The 24,614-nt window shown below is 73.9% G+C and carries 25 protein-coding genes; 11 read left to right on the forward strand and 14 right to left on the reverse strand.

Annotated features, from left to right (window positions below):
* Positions 1–68: 68 nt before the first annotated feature.
* A complete protein-coding gene (locus ACIF6L_RS29400; protein ID WP_396490522.1) occupies positions 69–1,028 on the reverse strand; it encodes a deoxyribonuclease IV in 960 nt (319 codons plus the stop codon).
* Positions 1,029–1,637: 609 nt separating this feature from the next.
* Here ACIF6L_RS29400 and ACIF6L_RS29405 point away from each other — a divergent pair.
* Together ACIF6L_RS29405 and ACIF6L_RS29410 are read left to right on the forward strand one after the other, a co-directional pair.
* Positions 1,638–2,720 carry a right-handed parallel beta-helix repeat-containing protein gene (locus ACIF6L_RS29405; RefSeq protein WP_329490966.1) on the forward strand — a complete coding sequence of 361 codons (1,083 nt, stop codon included), beginning with the start codon at positions 1,638–1,640 and terminating at the stop codon, positions 2,718–2,720.
* A 108-nt stretch (positions 2,721–2,828) separates the two neighbouring features.
* Positions 2,829–3,860 carry a methyltransferase gene (locus ACIF6L_RS29410; RefSeq protein ID WP_329490967.1) on the forward strand — a complete coding sequence of 344 codons (1,032 nt, stop codon included), beginning with the start codon at positions 2,829–2,831 and terminating at the stop codon, positions 3,858–3,860.
* Positions 3,861–3,926: 66 nt separating this feature from the next.
* On the opposite strand, the gene ACIF6L_RS29415 is transcribed toward ACIF6L_RS29410, so the two are convergent.
* The 4 genes from ACIF6L_RS29415 to ACIF6L_RS29430 all read right to left on the reverse strand — a co-directional run bounded on the left by ACIF6L_RS29415 (position 3,927) and on the right by ACIF6L_RS29430 (position 7,311).
* On the reverse strand, positions 3,927–4,604 hold the full coding sequence (locus tag ACIF6L_RS29415) for a class F sortase (RefSeq protein ID WP_329490968.1): 678 nt from the start codon (positions 4,602–4,604) through the stop codon (positions 3,927–3,929).
* A gap of 189 nt (positions 4,605–4,793) precedes the next feature.
* Complete coding sequence (locus ACIF6L_RS29420; RefSeq protein ID WP_352297482.1) at positions 4,794–5,192, reverse strand: hypothetical protein; 399 nt, start codon at positions 5,190–5,192, stop codon at positions 4,794–4,796.
* A 333-nt stretch (positions 5,193–5,525) separates the two neighbouring features.
* On the reverse strand, positions 5,526–6,029 hold the full coding sequence (locus tag ACIF6L_RS29425; RefSeq protein WP_359836030.1) for a hypothetical protein: 504 nt from the start codon (positions 6,027–6,029) through the stop codon (positions 5,526–5,528).
* A gap of 1 nt (position 6,030) precedes the next feature.
* A complete protein-coding gene (locus ACIF6L_RS29430) occupies positions 6,031–7,311 on the reverse strand; it encodes a tyrosinase family protein (protein ID WP_396490525.1) in 1,281 nt (426 codons plus the stop codon).
* Between the two features lie 254 nt (positions 7,312–7,565).
* On the opposite strand from ACIF6L_RS29430, the gene ACIF6L_RS29435 reads away from it, so the two are divergent.
* Positions 7,566–8,234, forward strand: a complete 669-nt coding sequence (locus ACIF6L_RS29435; RefSeq protein ID WP_359806188.1) for a DUF4360 domain-containing protein — start codon at positions 7,566–7,568, stop codon at positions 8,232–8,234.
* 77 nt (positions 8,235–8,311) lie between these two features.
* Here the strand turns inward: ACIF6L_RS29435 and ACIF6L_RS29440 are convergent, their stop codons facing one another.
* The 7 genes from ACIF6L_RS29440 to ACIF6L_RS29470 are packed head-to-tail and all read right to left on the reverse strand — an operon-like array spanning position 8,312 to position 13,555.
* Positions 8,312–8,644, reverse strand: coding sequence for a TcmI family type II polyketide cyclase (locus ACIF6L_RS29440; protein WP_352297475.1), 333 nt, complete (start codon positions 8,642–8,644; stop codon positions 8,312–8,314).
* A gap of 5 nt (positions 8,645–8,649) precedes the next feature.
* Positions 8,650–9,105, reverse strand: coding sequence for an SRPBCC family protein (locus ACIF6L_RS29445; RefSeq protein ID WP_329490974.1), 456 nt, complete (start codon positions 9,103–9,105; stop codon positions 8,650–8,652).
* 1 nt (position 9,106) lies between these two features.
* Positions 9,107–9,367, reverse strand: coding sequence for an acyl carrier protein (locus ACIF6L_RS29450; RefSeq protein ID WP_329490975.1), 261 nt, complete (start codon positions 9,365–9,367; stop codon positions 9,107–9,109).
* A gap of 40 nt (positions 9,368–9,407) precedes the next feature.
* Complete coding sequence (locus ACIF6L_RS29455; protein ID WP_329490976.1) at positions 9,408–10,649, reverse strand: beta-ketoacyl synthase N-terminal-like domain-containing protein; 1,242 nt, start codon at positions 10,647–10,649, stop codon at positions 9,408–9,410.
* A gap of 5 nt (positions 10,650–10,654) precedes the next feature.
* The gene (locus ACIF6L_RS29460; protein WP_396490528.1) at positions 10,655–11,911 is read right to left on the reverse strand and encodes a beta-ketoacyl-[acyl-carrier-protein] synthase family protein; all 1,257 of its coding nucleotides are present in this window, start codon (positions 11,909–11,911) and stop codon (positions 10,655–10,657) included.
* Complete coding sequence (locus ACIF6L_RS29465) at positions 11,908–12,342, reverse strand: cupin domain-containing protein (protein WP_329490978.1); 435 nt, start codon at positions 12,340–12,342, stop codon at positions 11,908–11,910. The genes ACIF6L_RS29460 and ACIF6L_RS29465 overlap by 4 nt, the downstream gene beginning before the upstream one ends.
* A gap of 46 nt (positions 12,343–12,388) precedes the next feature.
* Positions 12,389–13,555 carry a SchA/CurD-like domain-containing protein gene (locus tag ACIF6L_RS29470; RefSeq protein ID WP_329490979.1) on the reverse strand — a complete coding sequence of 389 codons (1,167 nt, stop codon included), beginning with the start codon at positions 13,553–13,555 and terminating at the stop codon, positions 12,389–12,391.
* A 306-nt stretch (positions 13,556–13,861) separates the two neighbouring features.
* On the opposite strand from ACIF6L_RS29470, the gene ACIF6L_RS29475 reads away from it, so the two are divergent.
* Positions 13,862–15,487, forward strand: coding sequence for an FAD-dependent monooxygenase (locus tag ACIF6L_RS29475; RefSeq protein ID WP_359806179.1), 1,626 nt, complete (start codon positions 13,862–13,864; stop codon positions 15,485–15,487).
* A 77-nt stretch (positions 15,488–15,564) separates the two neighbouring features.
* On the opposite strand, the gene ACIF6L_RS29480 is transcribed toward ACIF6L_RS29475, so the two are convergent.
* Positions 15,565–17,229 carry an APC family permease gene (locus ACIF6L_RS29480; RefSeq protein WP_352294313.1) on the reverse strand — a complete coding sequence of 555 codons (1,665 nt, stop codon included), beginning with the start codon at positions 17,227–17,229 and terminating at the stop codon, positions 15,565–15,567.
* Positions 17,230–17,618: 389 nt separating this feature from the next.
* On the opposite strand from ACIF6L_RS29480, the gene ACIF6L_RS29485 reads away from it, so the two are divergent.
* From ACIF6L_RS29485 to ACIF6L_RS29515, 7 genes are all read left to right on the forward strand, one after another.
* Complete coding sequence (locus ACIF6L_RS29485; RefSeq protein WP_329490983.1) at positions 17,619–17,921, forward strand: urease subunit gamma; 303 nt, start codon at positions 17,619–17,621, stop codon at positions 17,919–17,921.
* Complete coding sequence (locus tag ACIF6L_RS29490) at positions 17,918–18,244, forward strand: urease subunit beta (protein WP_329490984.1); 327 nt, start codon at positions 17,918–17,920, stop codon at positions 18,242–18,244. The genes ACIF6L_RS29485 and ACIF6L_RS29490 overlap by 4 nt, the downstream gene beginning before the upstream one ends.
* Positions 18,237–19,973, forward strand: coding sequence for an urease subunit alpha (locus ACIF6L_RS29495; protein ID WP_359806175.1), 1,737 nt, complete (start codon positions 18,237–18,239; stop codon positions 19,971–19,973). The genes ACIF6L_RS29490 and ACIF6L_RS29495 overlap by 8 nt, the downstream gene beginning before the upstream one ends.
* Positions 19,973–20,638, forward strand: a complete 666-nt coding sequence (locus tag ACIF6L_RS29500) for an urease accessory protein UreF (protein ID WP_396490533.1) — start codon at positions 19,973–19,975, stop codon at positions 20,636–20,638. Before ACIF6L_RS29495 ends, ACIF6L_RS29500 begins: the two co-directional genes overlap by 1 nt.
* Complete coding sequence (ureG, locus tag ACIF6L_RS29505) at positions 20,628–21,320, forward strand: urease accessory protein UreG (RefSeq protein WP_352294307.1); 693 nt, start codon at positions 20,628–20,630, stop codon at positions 21,318–21,320. Before ACIF6L_RS29500 ends, ureG begins: the two co-directional genes overlap by 11 nt.
* Positions 21,317–22,141 carry an urease accessory protein UreD gene (locus ACIF6L_RS29510; RefSeq protein WP_396490535.1) on the forward strand — a complete coding sequence of 275 codons (825 nt, stop codon included), beginning with the start codon at positions 21,317–21,319 and terminating at the stop codon, positions 22,139–22,141. The genes ureG and ACIF6L_RS29510 overlap by 4 nt, the downstream gene beginning before the upstream one ends.
* A gap of 93 nt (positions 22,142–22,234) precedes the next feature.
* The gene (locus ACIF6L_RS29515; protein WP_396490537.1) at positions 22,235–23,545 is read left to right on the forward strand and encodes a DUF2254 domain-containing protein; all 1,311 of its coding nucleotides are present in this window, start codon (positions 22,235–22,237) and stop codon (positions 23,543–23,545) included.
* A gap of 28 nt (positions 23,546–23,573) precedes the next feature.
* Here the strand turns inward: ACIF6L_RS29515 and ACIF6L_RS29520 are convergent, their stop codons facing one another.
* Positions 23,574–24,509 (reverse strand): serine/threonine dehydratase, encoded by a 936-nt coding sequence (locus ACIF6L_RS29520; protein ID WP_359836046.1) that lies wholly within the window; start codon positions 24,507–24,509, stop codon positions 23,574–23,576.
* Positions 24,510–24,614: the final 105 nt, after the last annotated feature.

Consider the following 24,614-nt stretch of genomic DNA (forward strand, 5'->3'; position numbering starts at 1 on the left):
ACCGAACCGGGCGGGGGCGGCCCGCCGGGCGTGGTCCGCGAGCCGCCCGCGGCGCCGGAGCCCGGTGGCTACGCCGGTACGGCGGCCCGCGCGCGCAGCTCCTTCAGGACCGCGATGTCCCTCGCGTGCCCGGTGCCGTCGCCGCCGTGCTTGCGGTCCGGGGTCTCCACCAGAAGCGGGACACCGGCTGTCGCGGGGTGCTCGAAGAGCTCGCGGAACGGCTCCGCCCCGATCAGCCCGGCCCCGATGTTGGCGTGCCGGTCCTTGCGCGCGCCGACGGCGTCCTCCGAGTCGTTGGCGTGGATCAGGCGCAGCCGGCCCGGCCCGGCGGCCGCGACCAGGGTGTCCAGCGCCGCGCCGGTGCCGCCCGGCGCCGCCAGGTCGTGACCGGCCGCGAAGGCGTGGCAGGTGTCCAGGCAGACCCCGACCCTCGGGTGGCCGTCCAGCGCGTCCAGGTACGCCGCCAGGTCCTCCATCCGGGAGCAGAGCGAGCTGCCCTGACCGGCCGTCGGTTCCAGCAGCAGCCAGGGCGCGTCCTCGCCGAGCGCGTCCAGCTCGTCCAGCAGCGGCCGGACGTCCGCGCGGACCTGGGCCATCGCCTCGGCCCGCCGGGAGCCGCCGCCCGGGGCGGTCCCGACCGCCGAACCGGTGTGCAGCACCACGCCCGCGGCGCCGATCGCGTGGCCGCGCAGCAGGGAGTGCCGTAGCGAGTCGGCCGAGCGTTCGCGGGTCGCCGCGTTGTCCGAGCCGAAGTTGATCAGGTACGGCGCGTGCACGTACGCCGGGATGCCCTGCTCGGCACAGGCGGTGCGGAACTCCGCGTCCTGGGCGGGGTTGCCCGGGGGAGTGGCCCAGCCGCGCGGGTTCGCCACGAACACCTGCACCGTCTCGGCGCCGACCCGGCGCGCGTACGCGAGGCCCGTCCCGGCCAGTCCGCGGGCGGCCACCGGCACGTGGGCGCCGATCGGATTGCGGGCGGAGGCGGCGGGTACGGCCGCGGCGGGCGGCGCGGCGACGGCGGTGTTCATGACCCCGAGCATGCCACGCGGGCCGGCGGGCCCGGCGCCCGGACGGGTGCGGTCCGGACGGGCTCGCCCCGGCGACCGGCCACGGCCGGGCGCACGACAGGCCCCGGTACGCCCCGGTGGCCCCGATCCCGCTCCCCGCTACGGCCGACGCCGGCTCGCCCGGCCGGCCCGACGCCGGCCGGGCCGGCCGGGCGCCACCCCGGCGTACCGCACACCCCGGCGTACCCGCCCGACGACGTGCCCGACCGCACCTCACCTCTCGCAACCGGGCGCGCCGACGTGCTGCCCGGCTCCCGCTGCCGCCACCGTGCCCGCCCCGCCCCACCGCCGCCCCACCCCATCGCCGCCCCACCCCGAGTCTCCCCGCCCACGGCCCCGATCCGTCGTCCCCCCGCCCCGCCCCCACCCACCCCCGCCGCCCCGCGCCACGCCGACGGGCCCGCCCTCCTGGCCGACGCCCCGTCAGTCCCGCAGCCCAGCCCTGGTGGCGGGCCCCCTCGCGCGCCCATAGCGTCGATTCGGCCGACACCCACCGGCCGTCATCCCCCGCACACTCCGTGTCACCGCGCCGGCGTCCCCGCGAGCGCGCAAGAAAGCAGGTCACCACTCATGCCCACGCGACGGGTCCACCACCTCGCCGCGGCCACCGCCGCCGCCACGACCGCACTCACCACCGCCCTGACCGCGCTCGGCGCCGCACCTCCGGCGCACGCCGCCGGGACGGTGCACCTCGTCCAGCCGGGCGAATCGATTCAGCAGGCCGTCGACGAGGCCGGCCCCGGCGACACCGTCCAGCTGCTCCCCGGCACCTACCGGGGCAGCGTCCGGATCACCACCCCGGGCCTCACCCTGCGCGGAGCCGGCCCGGACAGCGTGGTCGCCCCCGGTGACGCCGCCGACGGCAACGCCTGCGCCACCGCCGGCCACGGCCTCTGCGTGGTCGGGGCCGACGCCGGCCCGCTCACCGACGTGACGATCGAGGCCCTCGCCGTCACCGGCTTCCGCAAGAACGGCATCAATGCCTCCGGCACCGACCGCATGACCGTCCGCGCCGCCTACGTCCACGACAACGGCCAGCAGGGCATCAGCCAGGAGAAGTCCACCCGTGCCGTGATCACCGGCAACGAGTCGACCCGCAACGGCCAGTCCGGCGTCTTCCTCGCCAACGCGGTGGACAGCGAGGGCGGGGCCCTCACCACCGACGGCACCGTGGTCAGCGGCAACCTGCTCACCGACAACCGGATCGGCGTCACCGTCCGCCGGCTGCGCGACCTCAGCGTCGAGGCGAACGAGATCCACGGCAACTGCGGCGGTGTCTTCATCGTCGGCGACGAAGGGGTCCCCCGGGCCGGGGCGCTGAGCGTCAGCCACAACCGGGTCGTGGCCAACAACAGCTACTGCCCGCCCAACCCCCGCCTCGACGCCATCCAGGGCACCGGCATCCTGCTCACCGGCGCCGAGGACACCACGGTGGCCGACAACGAGGTCACCGACAACGTGGGCGCCTCGCCGATGTCCGGCGGCATCGTGCTCTTCCGCAGCGTGGTCGGCGTGGCCAACGCCCGGAACACCGTCACCGGCAACCACGTGGTCGGCAACGGTCCGGCCGACCTCGCCGACCGCGACACCGGTACCTCCAACTCCTTCGCGCGCAACCAGTGCGCGGTCTCCGAGCCGGCCGGCCACTGCTGAGCCACAGGCCCCCACCCGCGGCCGCGGGGCACCCCGGCCACCCGGCGAAGCCCCGGCTCCGCCGTACCCCAGCCCACCTCCCACCTCCCACCTGCAGAAAGACGGCACATGACCACCGCACCCGCCACCACCCCGCAGGCCGCGATGCGCCTGCGGGAGCTCGTCTTCGGCGCCGCCTGCGCCGCCGCCGTCCGCGCGGCCGCCAGGCTCGGGGTCGCCGACGCGCTCGGCGACACCCCGACCACCGTCACCGACCTCGCGGCCGCGCTCGACACCGAGCCCAAGCCGCTGCGCCGGCTGATGCGGGCCCTCACCTGCTACGGCATCTTCCACGAGACGGGCGACGACCGCTTCGAGCACACCGAGATGTCCCGCCTGCTGCGCGAGGACGCCCCGAACAGCCTGCGCTACATCTCCCTCTGGTGCACCGAGCCGTGGACGTGGGAGGCCTGGCCGAAGCTGGACGAGGCCGTCCGCTCCGGCCGCAACGTCTTCCCCGAGCTGTTCGGCAAGGAGTTCTTCGACTACCTGCACAGCGAGGGCGGGGACTCGGCCAAGGTCTTCGACAAGGCGATGACCACCTCCAGCCGGCAGTCCGCGGTCGACTTCGCCGAGTACCTCGACCTCACCGGGATCGACTCGGTGGTCGACATCGGCGGTGGCCAGGGCCATGTGCTGGCCAGCCTGCTGGAGAAGCACCCGGCCCTGCACGGCACCCTGCTGGACCTGCCCAAGGTGGTCGCCGGCGCCGACCCCCGGCTCCGCGACGGCGGCGCCTTCGCGGCCCGGGCCCGGCTGGTCCCCGGTGACTGCCGGGTCGACATCCCGGTCCACGCCGACCTCTACATCATCAAGAACATCCTGGAGTGGGACGACGAGAGCACCCGTCGCACCCTCGCCAACGTGGTCCTGGCGGCCCGTCCGGGCGCGCGCGTCGTCGTGGTCGAGAACCTGGTCGACGACAGCCCGTCGATGCGCTTCACCACCGCGATGGACCTGATGCTGCTGCTCAACGTCGGCGGCGCGAAGCACTCCAAGGAGAGCCTGGTGCGGCTGATGGAGGAGGCCGGACTGGACGTGGCCGACGTCCGCCCGGTCAACCCGTACCTGCACGCCTTCGAGGCCACCGTGCGCGGCTGACCGCCGCACCGCACCGAGCGACCGCCGACCCCGCAGTGGGGACCGGCGGTCGCTCGGTGTCCGGGCTCACGCCTTGCGCGAGGACTCCAGGTGCGCGAAGACCACCACGTTGTCCAGGTAGTCCTTGCGCTTCTTGTCGTACACGCCGCCGCAGGTGATCAGCCGCAGCTGGGAGTCGGTGGTCTTCCCGTACACCTTCTGGTCGGGGAAGGCGTTCTTCGCGAAGGTCTCCACCGAGTCCACCACGAAGACGGCGACCGTGCCGTCGGCCCGCTGCACCTCGACCTTGTTGCCGGGGACGACCAGGCTGAGCAGCAGGAAGACCGCGGCGCCCTTGGCGGTGTCGACGTGTCCGGCCACCACGGCGGCGCCGCGTTCACCGGGCGAAACGCCGTCGCGGTACCAGCCGACCAGGTTCTTGTCCTCCGGCGGCGGTGCGTTGAGCTCACCGGTCGGGTTCAGCGTCAGCTCGGTGAAGGGCGCGTCGACGGCGATCTGCGGAATCCGCAGCCGGGTCGGCTTGGAGCGCTTCAGCACGGGGGCCGCCGGCTTGGCGGCGGCCGCGGGCGAGGCCGCGCCACCCGGGGACGCGCTCGCGGTGGCGGCCGGGGGAGCGGCCTGGCCGGGTCCGGGATCGGACGCGGGCGCCAGGTCCACCGAGTTGTAGATCATCAGCAGACCGGCGGCCGCGGCGCCCATACCCACGCGCAGCAACCGGGACGTTCCAGTGGCCGGACCGGCCATCGTTCCACTCCTAGGTCATGCCGGTCGTCACCACCGGGCGGTGTTCGCTGTCCACGGGCGGCGCCTGCGGCCGCCGGGCACGGCGCCGCCCGCCCCGAAGAGGGGGGCCGGGGCGCCGCCGCACGTGCCCCCGCCGTGGCCACCACTGAGGACGGTGGCCACGGCGGGCAGGCTACGGAGAGAGCCCGGTCAGATCGCGGCGCCGCTGGTCCGGCGACCGCGCCGCAGCGCGATGGCGCCGGCGCCCAGGCCGCCGAGCAGCAGGACGGCGCCGGAGGCGAGGCCGCCACCGGACAGGGCGAGGCCGCCGCCACCGGTGTGCACGCCACCGTGCGGAGTCTTCTCCTCGGCCTTGTGCTCCTCGCCGGAGGGCGCGGAGGGCGCGGCCGGCGCGGAGGGCACGGACGGGGCGGCCTTGTCCTGCTTGTCGTCCCAGGTCTTCTGACCGTCGGGGGTGGCAGCCTTGTCCTGCTTCTCCTGCCAGGTGAGGTTCTTGTCGGCGGTGCCGTCCGCGTACGCGGCGGGGGCGGCAACGGTCAGGGCGGCGGCGACGGCCGCTCCGGCGAGCAGCGTGCGTGCAGAACGCATGGGGTGGGTCCTTCCGGCGCGGGCCGCGACTGCCGACACGTCGTCGGGCAAGGGGACTCGCGGAGTGCGCCTGAACCACCGTCATCCACCGCGGCGGCCGTTGCCACCGGAGGGCGGCGGTGGCCGGTGTGGCGGTGCGCCCTTCGAGTGGACTCCTGGGCGGGTTCACCCGAGTGCCCCGGTGATCCGGGTGATTCGGTATCCGGGCCCCGGACGCGCTGCGGCCGCCGCCGGCCGGGGCCGGCAGCCACCGCCCCCGCCCCCGCCCACGCCCCGGTCACGTCGAACGGCGGGCCCAGGGCGGGGGCGCCGGGCCCGAGCCGGCGGCCCGGCTCAGTGCAGCTGCTGCACGCCCCCGCTGTCGCGGACGAAGACGGACCGGGTGTCGGTGGCCCGGTAGCGCTCCTTCAGGGTGAACGCGGCGGGCGTACCGGGCGCGGGCGCGTCCGGGGCCTCGTAGTAGAGGACGTACGTCTTCGCGCTGTCCGTCTGGCTCTCCAGCTGGAGCCAGCCGGTGAATCCGGCGGCCGGGAAGGTGCCGGTCGCGGTGACGGTCGTGGCGGAGGACGTCTGGCTGAACGCGAAGGCCGCGGTGCCGAGCTGGAGGCGCTTGTGCCCGCTCTCGTGCCAGCGGCGGAAGAGCGCGATCCACTCCTGCGGCCACGGGCCGCCCTCGGAGTCCGGAGGCATCCCGGCGCCGTCGATCCGGGAGAGGATGTCGTCCGCGTTCGCGACCACGGAGTCGAAGTCCCAGAGGTCGACCGCGAAGGTCATGTGCTCCTGGTCGGTCGCCCGGAACATGGGCTGGATGTGGAGTTCGAAGACCGGAGTACGCATCTCAGCCGTACACCTCCATCAGGACGTCCTTCAGGGCGACCTCCTGGAGCAGGCCGGGAGCCTCCTGGGGCCGGCCGTAGGGGTCGGGGGAGGGGAGGTACTGGAGCGTCAGCACGAGGTCCTCGGGGGCCGGGGCCGCCGCGAGGACGGCCGTGACGTCGAAGCGCGCGTTGCACTCGGTCGGGTGGTGGGGGTGCGGCCGGCCGCCTGCGGGGCGGTCGTCGGGGGCCGTCCGGTGCGACTTCCACATCGTGACGTAGCCGACGCCGTAGTGGTCGGCGAAGTCCGGGTCGTCGGCCCGGAACGCGACGTCGGCGGGGTGGACGTAGGCGCGCAGCACGTAGCTGCCGGCGACCGGGACCTTCAGGTCGTCGAGCCGGACCATCACCTTCCGCGCCTCGGCCGGCGGGGCGGCGAGGCTGAACTCGGCCCGGGAGTCGGCCCGCAGCGAGGCCGTGAGGCTCGGCGCGGACACCAGGCTCAGCGGCTGCGCCGCCAGCAGCCGGCGGACGACCGGCTGCGGGGCCGGCACGTCGAAGTCGGCCTTGAGCCGGTCGGTGAGTTCGTACCGGTAGCCCAGCGCCACGGTGTCGGCGAAGTCCGCCACCTTGTGCTTCTCCTGGGAGAGGAAGCCGCGCAGGTCGTGGTCGGGCGAGGTGGGGGCGGGGGATCCGTTGCGGCGCTGCCACTCGGCCCAGAGCAGGTCGATGAAGGCGTGGAAGCTGTAGTAGATCGGGTCCATCGACGCGGTGGACGGGTCCGCCATCAGGCCGCCGATGTAGTTGCCGTGCATGAAGTTGTGCGGGCCGGACTCCAGTCGCCCGAAGTCGCCTCCCGGGTGGGCCGCCGGGAAGCCGCCGAACTCGCCCTGGTCGGTCTCGGTGGTCACGATGTCCAGGGTGTCGGGCGGAAGTGCCGTGGCCACGGTGTTGCGGTCCTCGACGAGCCCGGGCAGCGAGAACGCGGCCGGGAACTTCCCCGTCGTCTCCGGGTGCAGCCAGTCCCAGTAGGGCAGCGTGACGTTCGCCGTGCGCGGGGGGTCGGACTCCTGCAGGAGCTTCTCGAAGTGGTACAGGTGCGAGCGGTGCCACGGCAGGAACAGGTCGTTGCCGTGCTCGCACGGGCCCACGAGCATGTCGTTGTGCAGGGCGGCCTGGAAGTCGTACCCGGTCTCGTCGTCCGGATTCGCGGCGGACCGTGCGCGCAGGATCCCGAGGGCGTGGACGTAGTCGTCCAGCTCGGCCGGGCTGAGGGAGTTGATGTCGCGTCGGCTCGTGGTCATGGGGTCACCTCCGTTGTGCGGCACACCGTATGCGCACGGGGTGATCGCCCTGGTGAGCCGTGCGGTGCGGCGCGCGCCGCGCCAGCCGACCGGCGTACCGCCCGGCGCCGGATCGTCCGCCCCGGCGCTCGGCGATGCGCCGGTCCGCGCCCCTGGCCCCGGCACCCCCATCGGTGGTGACATGTACCCGACAAGCCTGCCGGGTGGCACGCACGTGGGGGTGCGGCCCGTGACCGGTGGGCCGACGGAAGGAAATGCCCGTGACTGTACGCATGATGGCCGCCGGCGGTGCGGCGGTGGCAGCGCTGCTCGGCTCCTCGCTCACCGGCGTCGGCGGCGAGGCCGCCGCGACCGGCTGGAGCACGCCGCCGCCGGACAAGATCGTCATCGACGTGGCCACCGTCAACGGGTCCGGCTGCCCGGCGGGTACCGCCGCCATCGCCGTCTCCCCGGACAACACGGCCTTCACCGTCACCTACAGCGACTACATCGCGCAGGTGGGCGTCGGGTCGAAGCCCACCGACTTCCGGAAGAACTGTCAGCTCAACCTGAACGTCCACGTCCCGCAGGGCTTCACCTACGCGATCGCCGCCGCCGACTACCGGGGCTACGCGCACCTGGAGCCGGGGGCGTCCGCCGTGCAGAAGGCGAACTACTACTTCCAGGGCTCGCCCCAGACCACGTCGCTCAGCCACAAGTTCACCGGGGCCATCGACGACAGCTGGCAGGCGACCGACAGCGTCGCCGTGACGGCGCTGGTCTGGGCGCCCTGCGGGGAGCTGCGCAACTTCAACATCAACACCGAACTCCGGGTCAACGCCGGCACCTCGGACCCGACCAGGACCACCAGCTTCATGACCATGGACTCCACCGACGGCAGCATCAACACCGTCTACCACCTCGCCTGGAGGCAGTGCCCCTGACGCCGGACGCGCACGGCCCGGCGGGCCGCTCCCCGACCTGCGCCGGGGGCGGCCCGCCGGGCCGGTGGTACGCGGTGTCAGCTCGCGCCGCCGCGCTCCCACCGGTAGAACTCGTGCGCCATGGCGTCCTTGGGCCCCCGCCAGGTGGCCGGGTCGTAGGCCTGGACGTAGGCGGTGAGCCGGTCGCTGACGTCCCGGAACTCCGGGTGCTCGACGACCCGGGCGACGGCCGGGCCCGGCGGGCGGTCCGCCTCGATCAGGTGCAGGTAGACGTCGCCGAACTGGAAGAGGCTGCGCCCCGTGACGCCGATCAGGTGCGGGAGTTCGCCCCGGTCGGACTCGGCGAACACCTCGGCGATGCCGCCGGCGGCGTCCGGCTTCATCCGGGCGACGATCAGTGCGCGGTGCATCCGGTTCAGACCTCCCCCGCCTGCTTCTCGACCTTCTCGCGGATCAGCTGCATCTGGACCCGCGAGTTGCGGTTGATGTGGTTCACCATGCCGTCGTCGTCGACCGGCGCGGTGGGCTTCATCGCGAAGTCCTGCACCCAGCGCATCCTGGTGCCGGCCGGGACCTCCGCGTACTCCCAGCGGATGTCCATGAACTCGAACGGCCCGGGCTCGACCCGGCGGGCGCGCACCGCGAGCGAGGCCCGGTCGGTGGTGCGCTCGGAGACCCAGCTCCACACCTGGCCGTTCTCGTCCGGGTGCATGGTCAGCCGGAACCGCACGCTGTCGCCGTCGCGCTGCAGCACCTCGACCGAGGCGTACTCGCTGAACAGCTGTGGCCAGTTCTCCAGGTCGTTGGTGACTTCCCAGACCAGGTCGAGCGGGGCGGCGATGACGATCTCGTTGTCCGTGTGTCCGGGCATCTCAGGCACCGGCCTTCGTGGCGAACGAGGAGTTCACCAGGTCGAGGAACTCGGCCGGCGTCTTCGCCGACTCCGCTCCGTTGGTGACCTTCACGCCGTGTCGGTTCTCCAGCTCGCCGACCACGCCGAGCAGACCGAGGGAGTCCACGCCGAAGTCGTCGAAGCTGGCGCCCGGGCGCTCCAGGTCGAGCGGGTCGATCACCACGCCGGCCCGCGCCTGGATCAGCGCGGCCAGTTCGGGATGGCTGAGGGTGTTGCTCACGGGATGTTCCCTTCAGTTCGTTGCCAGAGCAGTGGTTCGGTCAGGCCCGGTCCCCGCGCCGGAGCACCAGCGCGGAGTTGGAGCCCATCAGCCCGCGGCTGAGCACCAGCGCGGTGCGCAGCTCGGCCGGGCGGGCGCGGCCGGTCACCAGGGCGAGGTCGTGGCAGACCTCGGTGACGTTGGGGGTGGGCGGCACCACGCCGTCCTCCATGGCGAGCACCGCGGCGGCGGTGTCCAGCAGGGGCGCGCCGCAGTACGCCCGGCCGGTGCCCGCCTTCGGGGCGGTCACCGGCACCCGCTCGGCGTACGGGCCCAGGGCGTCGGCCAGGGCCAGCGCCTCGGCGCGGTCGGCGGCCGGGACACCGAGGGCGTCGGCGAAGACCACGTCGACCTCCTCCGGGGCGATCCGGGCCTGGTCGAGCGCGATCCGGACGGCGTTGGCCAGCCCCTCGCGGGACTCCTCCCAGCGGGAGGCGCCGGTGAACGTGGCGCCGTGCCCGGCCAGGTACGCCCGGACGGTCGCGCCGCGCCGGCGGGCCGTCTCCTCGTCCTCCAGCAGCAGCATCGCGCCGCCCTCGGCGGGGGCGAAGCCGTTGGCGGCGGCGGAGAACGGCAGGTAGGCCCGGTCCGGCCGGTCGTCGAGGCTGAGCTCGGGGTAGCCGAGCTGGCAGACCATCGAGTACGGCGCCAGCGGGGCCTCGGCCGCGCCGGCCACCACCGCGTCGGTGCCGCGCTCGATGGCCCGGGCGGCGTGCGCGAGGGCGTCCAGGCCGCCGGCCTCGTCGCTGGCGACCACCCCGCACGGGCCCTTGTAGCCGCCCCGGATCGAGACCTGGCCGGTGCTGGCCGCGTAGAACCACGCGATGGACTGGTAGGGGCCGACGAACTGTGGCCCCTGGCCCCAGAGTTGCTGCAGTTCGCGCTGGCCGAACTCGCCGCCGCCGGAGCCGGCCGCGGTCACCACGCCCACCCCGAACGGCTGGTCGGGGTCGGGAACGAACCCGGCGTCCGCCACCGCCAGGTCGGCGGCGGCCATCGCGTAGTGCGTGAAGCGGTCGGTCTGCACCAGGTAGCGGCTGTCGATCACGGACTGCGGGTCGAAGTCCCGTACCTGGCCGGCGACGCGCAGCGGAAAGTCCGCGCAGCCCTCGCGGGATATCCGGTCGAGGACGCTCACGCCCTGCCTGGTGGCCTTCCAGAAGGCGTCGGCCCCCACACCGTTCGGCGCGACCACGCCGAGGCCGGTGACCACCGCCCGGCGGCCCTGCTGACGTGACGTCATGGATCTCACCCCGTTCTGTTGAGCACGACGGCGGACTGGAATCCGCCGAATCCGCTGCCGACCGACAGGATGTGCCGGAGGGGCAGCTCGCGCGCGGTGCGCGGCACGTAGTCGAGGTCGCACTCCGGGTCCGGAGTCTCGTAGTTGGCGGTCGGCGGTACCACGCCGTGGGCCAGTGCGAGGGTGCAGGCGACCACCTCGATCGCGCCGATCGCGCCGAGCGAGTGCCCGACCATCGACTTGATCGAGCTCATCGGCGTCCCGTACGCGTGCTCACCGAGCGAGCGCTTGACGGCCGCCGTCTCGTGCCGGTCGTTCTGTTTGGTGCCCGAGCCGTGCGCGTTGACGTAGTCGACGTCGGTGCGGTCCACCCGGGCGTGGGCGAGCGACTCGTCGATCGCCCGGGACATCTCCAGCCCCTCCTGGGTGAGGCCGGTCATGTGGTAGGCGTTGCCGAAGGTCGCGAAGCCGCCGATCTCGCCGTAGATCCGGGCCCCGCGCCGCCGGGCGTGCTCCAGCTCCTCCAGCACCAGGACGGCGCCGCCCTCGCCGAGCACGAAGCCGTCGCGGTGGGCGTCGAAGGGGCGGGAGGCGTGCTCCGGGTCGTCGTTGCGTTCGCTGGTGGCCTTGATGGCGTCGAAGCAGGCGACGGTGATCGGTGAGATCGGCGAGTCGGAGGCGCCGGTGACGCAGATGTCGGCGCGCCCCTCCTCGACCGCCTGGAAGGCGTAGCCGATCGCGTCCAGTCCGGAGGTGCACCCGGTGGAGACGGTCTGCACCGGGCCGTGCGCACCGGTGCGCTCGGCGACCGCGGAGGCCAGCGTGCTGGGTGCGAAGGCGCGGTGCAGCTGCGGCTCGGCCCGTCGGTGGTCCACGTCCCAGCGCGCGCCGCCGGCGCTGACCAGGGCGTAGTCGTGCTCCAGCCGGGTGGTGCCGCCGACGGCGGTGCCGAGCGAGACGCCGATCCGCCACGGGTCCTCCGCGGCCAGGTCCAGGCCCGAGTCGGCGATCGCCTCGTCCGCCGCCACCATGGCGAACTGCACGTAGCGGTCGGCCCGTTGGACGTCCTCCGGGCTCAACCCGTGCGCCGCCGGGTCGAAGTCGCACTCGGCGGCGATCCGGGAGCGGAATCCGGTGGGATCGAAGAGCGTGATGCCCCTGGTCGCCGTCCGGCCGGAGGTGAGCAGTTGCCAGAAGGCCGGTACGCCCACGCCGCCGGGCGCGACCACACCGATCCCCGTGACGGCGACCCGCCGGGTCACGAAGCCACCTTGGCGTGTTCCGGCGGACCGGAGGTCACCGCTCCCTCGGTCTCCTCGGTGTCGACGTGGCCGAGCTCCGGGCGGGGGGCGAGCGGGCCGAGGTGGAAGACCATCCGGGCCTCGGTGTCGCCGACGTTGCGGAAGCGGTGGCGCATGTCGATCGGGATCATCAGGCCCTGGTCGGGCCGGAGCGAGTGGGTCACCCCGTCCAGGTCCACCTCCAGTTCGCCGGCGACCACGAAGACGAACTCCTCGGAGTACGGGTGGTAGTGCTCGCCGATCCGCTCGCCGGGCTGCACGATGGCCAGGCCCATGAAGCCGCTGGTGGCGCCGCAGGTGGTCGGGGTGAGCATGGCGCGCAGGTCGCCGCCGCGCCGGCGGTTCTCCGGCGCCTCGTCGACGTGCACGATCCGTGGGTACTGCGTGGACATGGTTTCTTCCTTCGGGAGTCGGAGCCGGCGCAGGGCCGATGGACGGTCAGGTGAGCTGCGAGCTGCGGTCGGTGACCGGGCTCATGGCGCGGGCGGCGAGGAGGGCGCTCAGGCCGGCGACGGTGCGCAGGTCGCCCTCGGCGCCGAGGTCCAGCAGCCGGCCGAGGACGGTGGCCTCGCGCTCGCCGGCCACGCCCAGGGCGACGGCCGGCTCGGCCTCGGCCGGGACCCGCAGGTCCACCAGGCGGACCACGACGTCCTCCCGGTGGAAGACGGTGGCGGCCGCGAGCGGGCCGGTCGGGTCGGCGGTGGCCAGGTTGTCGTGCTCGGCGAGCAGGGCGGCCACGGCCGCGCCGTTGCCCGGCTTGACGGGGTAGAGCACGGCGTGCCGGTGCAGCCGGCCGGAGGCCGGGGAGCCGGCGATCGCCTGGTGCTCGGCGGGCAGCGCCGCGCGGGCGAAGAAGGCGCGTGCCGCCTGCGGGTCGCCGAGCTGGCGGGCCTCCTCCAGGTACGGGTTGATGGCCTCCTCGACCGCGCGGACCTCGGGCTGCATCGCCACGTGGCGCAGCGCGTCGCCCAGGTTGCCGACCACCTCGACGGCCCGGACCACCCGGTTGCCGTGCATGAAGAGGGAGGTGCGGCGCAGCTGGGTGGTCTCGTCCACCTCGGCCTTGGGGGACGCGTAGCCGGAGAGGATCCGGGCCACTTCGTGCTCGCTGCCGGGCTTGACGGTGAAGGTCAGGGCGTGCCGGACCACCCCGTCCGGGCCGGGCGCGGCCTGCGGCGGGCCGACGTGCCCGGCCGGCGCGGTGCGCGGCAGGCCGGGCGGCACGTCCACCGGCTTGCGGGTGCCGGTGGCGCCGGCCGCGGAGGTCTCCCGGAGGATGGAGTAGCGCAGCGAGCGGAAGGTGTCGCTGACGCAGCCGTGCATCGGCTTGACCATCTCGCGGTGGGCGGGGCTGTCCACCCACTCCAGGAAGGTCTCCTGGTCCTTCCACTCGCTGGTGATGAGCCACTGCCGCGGGTCGTTGATCGACTGGCAGAGCTGGTCGCTGACGTGGCCGGGGACCGAGGCCACCTGGTGGCGCAGCTTCTCGTACACGTCGAGGAAGCGCTGCTGGGCGCCGTCCTTGATCTCCAGCATCAGCATCACGCGCAGTCGGGTGTGCTGCTCGGAGTGCTGCTCGGCCTGCGGTTCGGACAGAGTCGTCATGATCCACTTTCTTGCTTCGGGCGCTGCCCGCGCCGTGCGCCGGGCGGCTTCCGTCCGGACGGGCCCCGGCGGGGGGAGGGCGGTGCGGTGGCGGTCGGCCCGGGCGGGTGGGGGCCAGGCCTGAGGTCGATCGTGCGCGGACCCCACGAGTGGCGCGAGATATGCGGGCCATCCGGGCGACGAGGCGGCAGAAGGGACCCGCGGCGGGGGATGGAAGAGCGGGGCCGACGTGCGCGCGGGCCCCGCCGAGGGCGACGCCGAGCCCCGTAGCCGGGTCGCGAACCCCCGTACAGGCTGGAGCAATTGATGAATCCGAAGATTGACGACCGGGTGCCGGTCCTGATCGTCGGCGGCTCGCTGGTCGGGCTGTCGGCCTCACTCTTCCTGGGCCGACTGGGTGTCAGACACCTGCTGGTCGAGAAGCACGCCGACACCTCGCGTCACCCGCGTGGCCGAGGCAACAACGTCCGCACGATGGAGCTCTACCGGGGGGCGGGGATCGAGACGGCGATCCGCGAGGCCGCCTCGGTGCTCGCCGCGAACCACGGCATCCTGCAGGCCCCCTCGCTGACCGGCGAGGAGCAGGAGTGGCTGTTCCGGGAGATCGACCCGGGCGGCCGGCTGGCCCGGTTCAGTCCCAGCTCCTGGTGCCTGTGCAGCCAGAACGACCTGGAGCCGGTCCTGCTGAAGGCCGCCCGCGAGCTCGGCGGCGAGCTGCGCTTCGGCACCGAGCTGGTCTCCTTCGAACAGGACGACGAGGGGGTGACGGCGCTGCTGCGCAGCCGGGAGACCGGCGAGGAGCGCACCGTCCGGGCCCAGTACCTGATCGCGGCGGACGGCCCGCGCAGCCCGGCCCGGGAGGCGCTGGGCATCGGCCAGAGCGGCAAGGGCGAGCTGTTCCACAACGTCAGCATCACCTTCCGGGCCAAGCGGCTGGCCGAGGTGGTGGGCGACCGGCACTTCATCGCCTGCTACCTGACCAACCCGGACGCCGACGGCGCGCTGCTGCCGGTGGACAACCACGAGGAGTGGGTCTTCCACGCGCCGTGGCACCCGGAGCACGGCGAGCCGCTGGAGGCGTTCACCGACGAGCGGTGCGTTCGGCACATCCGGGCCGCCGTCGGGGTGCCGGACCTTGAGGTGGAGGTCACCGGCAAGGCCCCCTGGCACGCGGCCGAGCGGGTGGCGACGCGGTACTCCGCCGGGCGGGTCTTCCTGGCCGGGGACTCCGCGCACGAGATGTCGCCGACCGGCGCGTTCGGCTCGAACACCGGCATCCAGGACTCCCACAACCTGGCCTGGAAGCTGGCCGCGGTGCTCTGCGGCTGGGCCGGACCGGGGCTGCTGGAGACGTACGGGCAGGAGCGCCGGCCGGTGGCGGAGGTGACCAGCGAGCGGGCCTCGGCGCGCTCCGCCGAGCACAGCCACCCCGGGTACGCGGTGGTGCCCGGGGTCGGGCGGCAGGCCGGGGTGCTGGCGGTGGCGCTCGGCTACCGCTATCCGGTGGGCGCGGTCGCCGGGGCGGACCCGGCCGGGCCGGTGGTGCCGGAGGCGTTCGAGTCCGGCGGCGAACCCGGCAGCCGGGCGCCGCACCAGTGGCTGCTGCGGGCGGGCGTCAAGCTCTCCACCCTCGACCTGTACGAGCAGGCGATGGTGCTGCTGACCGGCCCCGAGGGCACGGCCTGGCACCAGGGCGCCCGCCGGGCGGCCGACCGGCTGGCCGTGCCGCTGGACACCTATCGGATCGGTACCGGGGCGGAGGACGACCTGGCGCCCGAGCCCGGCGCGGACTTCGCCGAGCTGCACGGCCTCCGGCCGGGCGGCGCGGTGCTGGTCCGCCCGGACGGCTTCGTCGCCTGGCGGAGCGAGGACGCGGTGGCGGACCCGGAGGCGGCGGTGGAGGCGGCGCTGCGTACGGCGCTCAAGCTGTAGCCGCGAGCGGACGGCGAACGCGGGGCGGGCCCGCCGGTGTGTACCGGCGGGCCCGCCCCGTGGTGTCCGACGAGGGGTCAGTGACCGCCGGCGTCGACCACCTCGATGTCCTCGATGTTCTGCTCGATGGCCTCGGCCGGCAGCGCGACCCGGATCGCCCAGAAGTAGACGCCGAGGGCGAAGACGGCGACCACGCCCATGTCCCACCACATCGGGATGTTGCCGCGGCCCTCGCCGAAGCCGCCCTGCCAGGAGATCAGGCCGAGGCCCACCAGGTAGACCGGCAGCCACTGGGCGGCCCGCCAGTCCAGGCGCGGGGCGTTCGGCAGGCCCTTGCGGATCGCGTAGGCGGCGTAGCTGCCGAGCAGCACGTAGCCGAGGACGATCGCGATGCCCAGGCGGGACAGGGTGTGCCAGCCGGCCCAGTAGATGATCAGGCTGGCGACCACGAAGGCCAGCGGCGAGATCACGCCGCCGAGCGGCAGCCGGTACGAGCGCTCACGGGTGGGCAGGCGGCGGCGCAGCGCGCCGAAGGCCAGCGGGGCGCCGGCGTACATCAGCACGCTGGCGGAGGTGATGAAGCCGACCAGCTCCTGCCAGCTCGGGAAGGGCAGGAAGCAGACGACGCCGGTGACGAAGGAGAGGATCAGGCCGAACCACGGCACGCCCCGGCTGTCCAGCTGCTCGAACTTCTGCGGCGCGTAGCCGTTCTTGCTCAGGCCGTAGGAGATGCGGGAGGTGGAGGTGGTGTAGATCAGGCCGGTGCCGCCGGGGGAGACGATGGCGTCGAAGTAGAGCACCCAGGCCAGCCAGCCGAGGCCGACCAGGGTGGCGAGGCCGGCGAACGGGCCCTCGATGCCGGGGAAGTCGAGCTTGTCCCAGCCGTTGGCGAAGGAGCTGAGCGGCAGCGCGCCGATGAAGACGACCTGGAGCAGGACGTAGATCAGGGTGCCGATGGCGACCGAGCCGAGCACCGCGCGGGGGATGTCGCGCTTGGGGTTGCGGCTCTCGCCGGAGATCTGGATCGCCTGCTCGAAGCCCAGCAGCGCGAAGATGATGCCGCTGGAGCTGATCGCGGCCAGCACGCCCTTGATGCCGAACGGGGCGAAGCCGTGCGAGGTGAAGTTCGAACCGTGGAAGTTGGTCAGCGCGAGCACGAAGATCGTCAGCAGCGGGACGAAGATCTTCAGCCAGGTGGCGATCGAGTTGGTGTGGGCCAGCACCCGCACACCGAGGAAGTTGACCGCGACGAAAACGCCCATGAGCAGGACGGCGACGATGAAGCCGCTGGTGGTGAGGGTGCCGTTGTCGTTCAGGAAGCTCTTGGCGAACTCCCAGTGCCCCGCGTACCCGATCATGGCCTCGACCTCGATCGGTGCCACGGTCGCGGCCTGCAGCCAGGAGAACCAGCCGAAGGACATGCCCGCCAGACCGCCGAAGGCGTAGTGCGGGTAGCGGGCCGTGCCGCCGGCGACCGGGAAGAGCCCGCCCAGCTCGGCGTGCACCAGGGCGAGCAGGACGATCGCGACGGCGCCGATGCCCCAGGAGACGAGCGCGGCCGGCCCGGCGACCATGACGGCGTTCTTGGCGCCGAACAGCCAGCCGGAGCCGATGATCGAACCCACCGAGGCCCACAGCAGGCCGATCAGGCCGACCTCGCGGCGGAGCGACCGATGGGTGGGTGTCCCGGAATCGGGAGAGGTGCCGGTGCTCGGCGGGGACAGCTGGTTGAGGGATGCCATGCGAAGTCTCTCTGTGGTGTGGGAACCCGGCGGACGGAGCGCGGAGAGTTGCCACACAGTAGGCGTATTCATAGGCCTATGCACAGATTTCATTACTGAATGTTTACCTACTTCCCCAGACATTCCCGCTGGTAGGGGGTCCTCTGTTCATGTGTGTGTTACGTGACTCGCCAGTAGGTCCAGCATTTGAGCCGGAATTGAGGTTCCGCACAAGATCCGGCAATGTGGACGGCAAATAGGGTTATAGAAATAGTGGCGGCCGCATAGGGATACCGGGCGGAATCGGTGAGGTGCCCTGTGGCCGGGGTCGTTCGTTCGCTACGGTATGCGCCACCACCGCGGCACAGCGTTGTGTCCGTGCGCTCGAACTCCTCCCGAGGTGCGCGCAGATGAGACTCACCCCCCACGAGCAGGAACGCCTGCTCATCCACGTGGCCGCCGAGGTGGCCCGCGCCCGCCGGGCGCGGGGGCTGCGGCTCAACCACCCCGAGACGGTCGCGCTGATCACCTCGCACGTCCTGGAGGGCGCCCGGGACGGCCGGACCGTCGCCGAGCTGATGGACTCCGGCCGCAAGGTGCTCACCCGGGACGACGTCATGGAGGGGATCGCGGAGATGATCCCGGACGTCCAGGTCGAGGCGACCTTCCCGGACGGGACCAAGCTCGTCACCGTGCACGGGCCGATCCAGTGAGCGGCGAGCGGGCGTTCCCGGGGCAGATCCTCCACGGGGAGGGCGCGATCGGCCTCAACCCCGGTTTGCCGGTCACCCGGTTGACCGTCGTCAACGCCGCCGACCGGCCCGTCCAGGTGGGCTCGCACTACCACTTCGGGGAGGCCAACCCCGGCCTGGACTTCGACCGGTCCACCGCGCGCGGCCTACGGCTGAACATCCCGGCCGGCACCGCCGTCCGCTTCGAACCGGGCATCCCGGTGGAGGTCGAACTCGTCCCGATCGCCGGCCGGCGCGAGGTCCTCGGCCTGCGCGGCGCGGTCGGAGGTGCGCTCGATGACTGACCGCCCCGCCCTCTGGCTGACCCGCGAGCGCTACGCCGACCTGTACGGCCCGACCACCGGCGACCGGATCCGGCTCGGTGACACGAATCTGCTGATCGAGGTCGAGGAGGACCGCGGCCGCGGCGGCGACGAGGCCGTCTTCGGTGGCGGCAAGGTGATCCGGGAGTCGATGGGCCAGGCCCGGACCAGCCGCGCCGAGGGCGCCCCGGACACCGTCATCACCGGCGCCGTGGTGCTCGACCACTGGGGCGTCGTCAAGGCCGACATCGGCATCCGGGACGGCCGGATCACCGCCCTCGGCAAGGCCGGCAACCCCGAGACCATGGACGGTGTCCACCCGGACCTGGTGATCGGACCGGAGACCGAGGTGATCTCCGGCAACGGCCGGATCGTCACCGCCGGCGCCGTGGACGCCCATGTGCACTTCATCTGCCCGCAGTTGGTGGACGAGGCGCTGGCCTCCGGGGTCACCACCCTGGTCGGCGGCGGCACCGGACCGGCCGAGGGCAGCAAAGCGACCACGATCACCCCGGGGGCGTGGCACCTCGGCCGGGTCTTCGCGGCACTGGACGGCCTGCCGGTCAACATCGGCCTGCTCGGCAAGGGCAACACCGTCAACCGGGCCTCGATGCACGACCAGCTGCGGGCCGGCGCGCTCGGGTTCAAGATCCACGAGGACTGGGGCGCCACGCCGGCCGCGATCGACGCCTGCCTCCGGGTCTGCGACGAGACCGGTGCCCAACTGGCCATCCACACCGACACCCTGAACGAGGCCGGCTTCGTCGGCGACACCCTCGCGGCGATCGCCGGCCGGGGCGTCCACGCCTACCACACCGAGGGCGCGGGCGGCGGCCACGCGCCGGACATCATCACCGTGGTGGGCGCCGCGAACGTGCTGCCCAGCTCCACCAACCCGACCAGGCCGCACACCGTCAACACCGTCTCCGAGCACCTCGACATGCTGATGGTCTGTCACCACCTCAGCCCGTACGTGCCGGAGGACCTCGCCTTCGCCGAGTCCCGGATCCGGCCGTCGACCATCGCCGCCGAGGACATCCTGCACGACCTCGGCGCCATCTCCATCATCAGCTCCGACTCCCAGGCCATGGGCCGGATCGGGGAGGTGGTCCTGCGCACCTGGCAGACCGCCCACGTGATGAAGGCCCGGCGCGGCCCGCTCGCCGGCGACGGCCGGGCCGACAACCACCGGGCCCGGCGCTACGTCGCCAAGTACACCATCAACCCGGCCGTCGCCCAGGGTCTGGACGGCGAGATCGGCTCGGTCGAACCGGGCAAGCTCGCCGACCTGGTGCTCTGGTCACCCGCCTTCTTCGGGGTCAAGCCGGACCTCGTGGTCAAGGGCGGCCAGATCGCCTGGGCGCAGATGGGCGACGCCAACGCGTCCATCCCGACGCCCCAGCCGATGCTGCCCCGGCCGATGTTCGGCGCCATCGGGCGCTCGGCGGCGGCCAACTCGCTCAACTTCACCGCGGCGGCGGCGATCGAGGACGGCCTGCCCGAGCGGCTGGCCGAACAGCTGGGGGTCGCCAAGGCGTTCAGCGCGATCCGGAACACCCGGGGGGTCACCAAGGAGCGGATGGTCAACAACAGCGCGCGGCCGGACGTCCGGGTCGAACCCGACACCTTCACCGTCACCATCGACGGGGAACTCGTCACCCCCGAACCGGCCGCCGAACTGCCGCTCGCCCAGCGGTACTTCCTCTTCTGATGGGCCTCGCCGCGCTCCTGCTGCTCGCCGACGGCCGGTTCCCCGCCGGCGGGCACGCCCACTCCGGCGGGGCCGAGGCGGCGGTCCGGTCCGGGCGGGTGCGGGACACCGCGAGCATGGCGGCCTTCCTCACCGGGCGGCTGCACACCACCGGTCTGGTGTCGGCCGCCCTGGCCGCGGCGGCCGCCGCCGGCCAGGACGCCGGCCGGCTCGACGCGGCCGCCGAGGCCCGCACCGCCTCACCCGCCCTGCGCGCCACCAGCCGCCGGCTTGGCCGACAACTGCTTCGCGCCGCCCGCGCGGCCTGGCCGCACCCCGGACTCGACCGGCTGGCCGCCGAGTTCCCGCGCGGCGCGCACCAGAGCATCGTCCTCGGCACCGCCGCGCTGGCCGCCGGCCTCACCCCCGCCCAGGCCGCGACCGCCGCCGCCCACGAGAGCGTCAACGGCCCGGCCACCGCCTGCCTGCGGCTGCTGGGCCTGGACCCGTACGAGGTCGCGGCCGCGCTGGCCCGGCTCGCCCCCGAACTCGACACCGTGGCCGAGGCCGCCGTCACCGCCGCCCTGTGCGGGGACCCTGACGCGCTGCCCGCCGCCTCCGCGCCGCTGCTCGACGTCTACGCCGAGCAGCACCACTCCTGGAAGGTCCGCCTCTTTGCATCGTGACCACGCCGACCCCGTCGACGCCCCCGCCCGCCACACCTACACCTCCACCGCGACCGGCGGCACCCGCCGGCGCGCCCTGCGGATCGGCCTCGGCGGGCCGGTCGGCTCCGGCAAGACCGCCACCGTCGCCGCGCTCTGCCGCCTGCTGCGCGAGGAGTTGTCGCTGGCCGTCGTCACCAACGACATCTACACCACCGAGGACGCGGAGTTCCTGCTGCGCAACGCCGTCCTGCCGCCCGAGCGGATCACCGCCGTGGAGACCGGCTGCTGCCCGCACACCGCCATCCGCGACGACATCTCCGCCAACCTGGAGGCCGTCGAGGAACTGGAGGAGGCGGTCGGGCCGCTCGACCTCGTCCTGGTCGAGTCCGGCGGCGACAACCTCACCGCCACCTTCAGCCGGGGCCTGGTCGACCACCAGATCTTCGTCATCGACGTCTCCGGCGGGGACAAGATCCCGCGCAAGGGCGGCCCGGGGATCTCCACCTCGGACCTGCTGGTGATCAACAAGACCGACCTCGCCCCGCTGGTCGGCGCCGACCTCGACGTGATGGCCCGCGACGCCGCCGCCCAGCGCGGCGCCCTGCCCACCGTGTTCTCCGCGCTCACCTCGCCCGACGGCGTGGCACCGGTCGCCGCCTGGGTCCGGGAGCGGCTGGCCGACTGGCGCACCCGGCCGTGACGGCTCCCATGGTGACGGCTCCCAACCTGACGGCTCCGGTGACGACGGCCGCGGCCGGTCCCGTCCCGGCCGACGCGCCCCGGGCCGCGCTGGTGGCCCGGGCCCGGATCCGGGCCGAACCCGACGGGCGGGGCGCGACCGCCCTGCCCGTCCTCTCCGGCGCCGGACCGCTCGCCCCACGGCGCACCCGGGACGCCGACGGCGGAGCCCGGGTGGTGATCGTCGGCTCGATGGCCGCGCCGCTCGGCGGCGACCGGCTGGCACTCGCGGTCGAGGTGGCCGACGGCGCGGCCCTCACCGTGACCAGCGCGGCCGCCACCATCAGCCTGCCCGGCCCCGGCCCCGCCCACTACGACGTCGAACTGACGGTGGGGGAGGGCGCCCGGCTCGACTGGTGCCCCGAGCCGGTGGTCGCCGCCGCCGGCAGCCACCTCCTGCTGCACACCCGGATCACCCTCGCCGCCGGTGCCCGGCTGCGCTACCGCGAGGAGCAGATCCTCGGCCGCCACCACGACTGGGCCCGGGCCGCCGGCCCCGGCCGGCTCACCTCCCGGCTGACCGTGCGCCGGGCCGGCCGGCTCCTGCTGGACCAGCGGACCGACCTCGGCCCCGGCGCCCCCGGCTGGGACGGTCCCGCCGTCCTCGGCGGCCACCGGGCCACCGGCCAGCTGCTCACCGTCGGCCACCCGCCGCCCGCGCCGCCGCGGTGGCCCGAGGCCGGGGACGCCGCTCTGCTCACCCTGCCCGATCCGGACGCCCGGCTGCTCATCGCCGCGGCCCCCGACGCGCTCGCCCTCCGGCGGGTGCTCGACGGGGACTGAGCGCCGGGGCCGCCGCCGCGGGGCCGCCCCGCGCGCGCGGCCGGCCGGGCGCTGATCCGATGCGAATGGTCGGACAAGCCCTAGCCTGGGGCGATGACCGATCGCCGGCCCGGCCGCTACCGCCCGCTCTCCCCGCTGCGCGAGCACCTGAGGGAGTCGTTCTGGTTCGCCCCGCTGGTCACCTGCGTCGCCGCGGTACTGCTCTCCGGGGTGACGGCCTGGCTGGACGAGGCCGTGGTCACCGCCAGCGTCGCCGAGACCGGCTCGGCGGACGAGCTGATGCGGTTCACCGGTGCGGCCAAGAGCGTGGTCTCGACGGTGAGTTCGGCGATGCTCACGTTCATCGGCGTGGTGTTCTCGATCTCGCTGGTCGCCCTGCAGATGGGCGCCAGCCAGTTCTCCCCGCGCGTCCTGCGGCTGTACGTCCGCAGCCGGCTCACCAAGGCCACCTTCTCGGTCTGCCTGGCCACCTTCCTGTTCGCCCTGCTCGTCCAGCTCAGCTACGACGACTCCACCGACCCGGCGAAGGTCACCTCGGTGCCGGTCTTCTCCGGCCTCGGCTCCCTCCTGCTGGTACTGCTCAGCCTGGCGCTGTTCGTGCTCTACGTGCAGTCCACCATGCGGCTGCTGCGGGTGCCGCACGTCATCGACCGGGTCGCCAACGAGTCGGTGGCGGTGATCCTCCAGTACCGACGGATGCCGCCCGAGCCGCAGCCGCCGGCCGTCCCGGAGGGGGCGCCCACCCTGCTCCACGAGGGGCGCTCCGGGGTGCTGCGCGACGTCAACATCGGCCGCCTGGTCCGGATCGCCCGCAAGCACGACGTGGTGCTCCATCTGGTGCCCAGGATCGGCGACTTCATCACGCCCGGCACCCCGATCGTCCGGGTGGCCGGGTCCGCCGACCGGCCGCCGCGCCCGCGGGGGATCGCCCTGGCGCTCAACGTCGGCGTCGACCGCACCATGCACCAGGACCTCAGCTTCGGGTTCCGGCAGCTGGTCGACATCGCGATCCGCGCGCTCTCGCCCGCCGTCAACGACCCGACCACCGCCGTGCAGGCGATCGACCGGATCCACCAACTGCTCGGGATGCTGGTGCACGAGAGCTTCGGGGACCTCTGCTTCCGCGACCGGGCCGGCGTCGTCCGGCTGGTCGAACCGGTGCCGGACTGGCAATCCGTGGTCGACCTCGCGTTCACCGAGATCCGGCTCTGCGGGGCGGGCCACCCGCAGGTGACCCGCCGGCTGGCGGCCGCCCTGGACGACCTGCTGCTGATCAGCCCCGGCCGGCGGCGCTCGCAACTCCTGGAGCAGCGGCGCCTGTTGGACCGTGCCGTGGTCGAACAGCTGCCCGATCCGGAGGTCCGCGCCTTCGCCCTGCTGCCGGACCGGCAGGGCATCGGCTGAGGAGCCCCGGGGCCGGGCCGCCGCCCGACTATCCGGCCGCCACCAGGTCGGAGGGGTCGGTGTTGGCGCCGCAGAGCAGCACCGCGATCCGCTCGCCGGCCACGTCGTCCAGCTCCGTCACCGCGGCGAGCGCGGTGGCCGCCGCGTGCTCGACGGCGATCCGCCGCTCGTCCCAGAGCGCCTGCCGGGCCCGGACGATGGCGTCGTCCGGTACCAGCACGGTGCGGACGCCGTCCTGCCGGGCGGCGTGCACGGCCAGCGCGGTGGCCCGGCGGGCCCCCAGGGAGTCCGCGGCCACCGAGTCCACCGGGACGTCCACCGGGTGGCCGGCCGCGAGGGCCGCGCCCAGGGCCCGGCTCCCCGTCGGCTCCACCGCCACCACCCGGACGCCGTGCTCCCGCGCCGCGGCGGCCACCCCGGCGAACAGTCCGCCGCCGCCCACCGAGACCACCACCGTGTCCAGACCGGGCAGCCGGGCCACGATCTCGTCCAGCACCGTCCCGGCCCCGGCCGCGATCAGCGGGTGGTCGTACGCGTGCGAGGCGAGCGCGCCGCCGTCCGCCGCGAACTCCTCGCAGGCCGCCAGCGCCTCGGCGTACTCGCGGCCCGCCAGCCGCACCTCGGCCCCGTAGGAGCGCAGCCGGGCCACCTTGACCGCGGGCGCGGTCTCCGGCAGGAACACGGTGGCCCGCACGCCGAGTTCGCGGGCCGCCCAGGCGCAGGCCAGGCCCGCGTTCCCGCCGGAGGCGATGGTCACCCCGGCGGCCGGGAGGGTGCCCGCCTCGGTGTGCGCGAGCAGGAAGTTCTGCGCCCCGCGGGCCTTGAAGCTGCCGGTGTGCTGGAGGTACTCCAGGGCCAGCCAGACCCGCCCGCCGTCGTCCCCGGGTGCCACCACCACCGGCCGCACCCGCCCCGCGATCCGCCGCCCGGCCGCCTCGACCTCGCCGTACGTCAGGTGCTCCACGCTGCTGCTCCTCCCGGTCCGGGGGTGGAAGCCGACTTCCACCGCGTCGCCGCCGACGGTACGTCGCGGCGGCCCACCAGCAGAAGATCACGACCGCCCGGCGGG

It is taken from the genome of Kitasatospora sp. NPDC086009, assembly GCF_044540385.1.
Lineage (GTDB): Bacteria > Actinomycetota > Actinomycetes > Streptomycetales > Streptomycetaceae > Kitasatospora.

Coding starts and splice junctions, on each gene's coding strand:
- ACIF6L_RS29400 (WP_396490522.1), bottom strand. CDS start 1,028: ATGAACACCGCCGTCGCCGCGCCGCCCGCCGCGGCCGTACCCGCCGCC.
- ACIF6L_RS29405 (WP_329490966.1), top strand. CDS start 1,638: ATGCCCACGCGACGGGTCCACCACCTCGCCGCGGCCACCGCCGCCGCC.
- ACIF6L_RS29410 (WP_329490967.1), top strand. CDS start 2,829: ATGACCACCGCACCCGCCACCACCCCGCAGGCCGCGATGCGCCTGCGG.
- ACIF6L_RS29415 (WP_329490968.1), bottom strand. CDS start 4,604: ATGGCCGGTCCGGCCACTGGAACGTCCCGGTTGCTGCGCGTGGGTATG.
- ACIF6L_RS29420 (WP_352297482.1), bottom strand. CDS start 5,192: ATGCGTTCTGCACGCACGCTGCTCGCCGGAGCGGCCGTCGCCGCCGCC.
- ACIF6L_RS29425 (WP_359836030.1), bottom strand. CDS start 6,029: ATGCGTACTCCGGTCTTCGAACTCCACATCCAGCCCATGTTCCGGGCG.
- ACIF6L_RS29430 (WP_396490525.1), bottom strand. CDS start 7,311: ATGACCACGAGCCGACGCGACATCAACTCCCTCAGCCCGGCCGAGCTG.
- ACIF6L_RS29435 (WP_359806188.1), top strand. CDS start 7,566: ATGCCCGTGACTGTACGCATGATGGCCGCCGGCGGTGCGGCGGTGGCA.
- ACIF6L_RS29440 (WP_352297475.1), bottom strand. CDS start 8,644: ATGCACCGCGCACTGATCGTCGCCCGGATGAAGCCGGACGCCGCCGGC.
- ACIF6L_RS29445 (WP_329490974.1), bottom strand. CDS start 9,105: ATGCCCGGACACACGGACAACGAGATCGTCATCGCCGCCCCGCTCGAC.
- ACIF6L_RS29455 (WP_329490976.1), bottom strand. CDS start 10,649: ATGACGTCACGTCAGCAGGGCCGCCGGGCGGTGGTCACCGGCCTCGGC.
- ACIF6L_RS29465 (WP_329490978.1), bottom strand. CDS start 12,342: ATGTCCACGCAGTACCCACGGATCGTGCACGTCGACGAGGCGCCGGAG.
- ACIF6L_RS29470 (WP_329490979.1), bottom strand. CDS start 13,555: ATGACGACTCTGTCCGAACCGCAGGCCGAGCAGCACTCCGAGCAGCAC.
- ACIF6L_RS29475 (WP_359806179.1), top strand. CDS start 13,862: ATGAATCCGAAGATTGACGACCGGGTGCCGGTCCTGATCGTCGGCGGC.
- ACIF6L_RS29480 (WP_352294313.1), bottom strand. CDS start 17,229: ATGGCATCCCTCAACCAGCTGTCCCCGCCGAGCACCGGCACCTCTCCC.
- ACIF6L_RS29485 (WP_329490983.1), top strand. CDS start 17,619: ATGAGACTCACCCCCCACGAGCAGGAACGCCTGCTCATCCACGTGGCC.
- ACIF6L_RS29495 (WP_359806175.1), top strand. CDS start 18,237: ATGACTGACCGCCCCGCCCTCTGGCTGACCCGCGAGCGCTACGCCGAC.
- ACIF6L_RS29500 (WP_396490533.1), top strand. CDS start 19,973: ATGGGCCTCGCCGCGCTCCTGCTGCTCGCCGACGGCCGGTTCCCCGCC.
- ACIF6L_RS29515 (WP_396490537.1), top strand. CDS start 22,235: ATGACCGATCGCCGGCCCGGCCGCTACCGCCCGCTCTCCCCGCTGCGC.